The sequence below is a fragment of the Methylobacterium sp. J-030 genome (genome assembly GCF_022829545.1).
Taxonomy (GTDB): Bacteria; Pseudomonadota; Alphaproteobacteria; order Rhizobiales; family Beijerinckiaceae; genus Methylobacterium.
In genome coordinates this window covers 1-324 of the sequence record NZ_JAKSYM010000229.1, presented here as the reverse complement: position 1 = coordinate 324, position 324 = coordinate 1, and the positions used below count along the sequence as shown (strand labels likewise).

1 pseudogene is annotated in these 324 nt (G+C 61.7%); it reads right to left on the bottom strand.

Features of this window, described 5'->3' with window-relative positions:
- Positions 1 to 145: 145 nt before the first annotated feature.
- Positions 146 to 324, bottom strand: a pseudogene (locus MKK75_RS17135) (IS5/IS1182 family transposase); the annotation flags it as partial.

The following is a 324-nucleotide window of genomic DNA, read 5'->3' as shown; positions in this document are numbered from 1 at the left end:
ACTACGTCTGTCCCGCCGGCGCTGTGCTGACGAAATCTAACGCCCGCTCCGATCGACACGGTGACATCGATCATTAACGCAACCTGGACGCCTGTCATGCCTTCGCGATGCGGGCCCTCTGCACGACCCAGAAATTCAAGGCCTTCCAGCGCTTGAAGCGCTTGAACTTCTCGGTCGTGCAGCGCGCCCGCATCGCGCAGGCATGGCAGGCGTCCAGGTTGCGATAATGATCGATGTCACCGTGTCGATCGGAGCGGGCGTTAGATTTCGTCAGCACAGCGCCGGCGGGACAGACGTAGTGATCGGCCGCCGCGTCGTAGACGA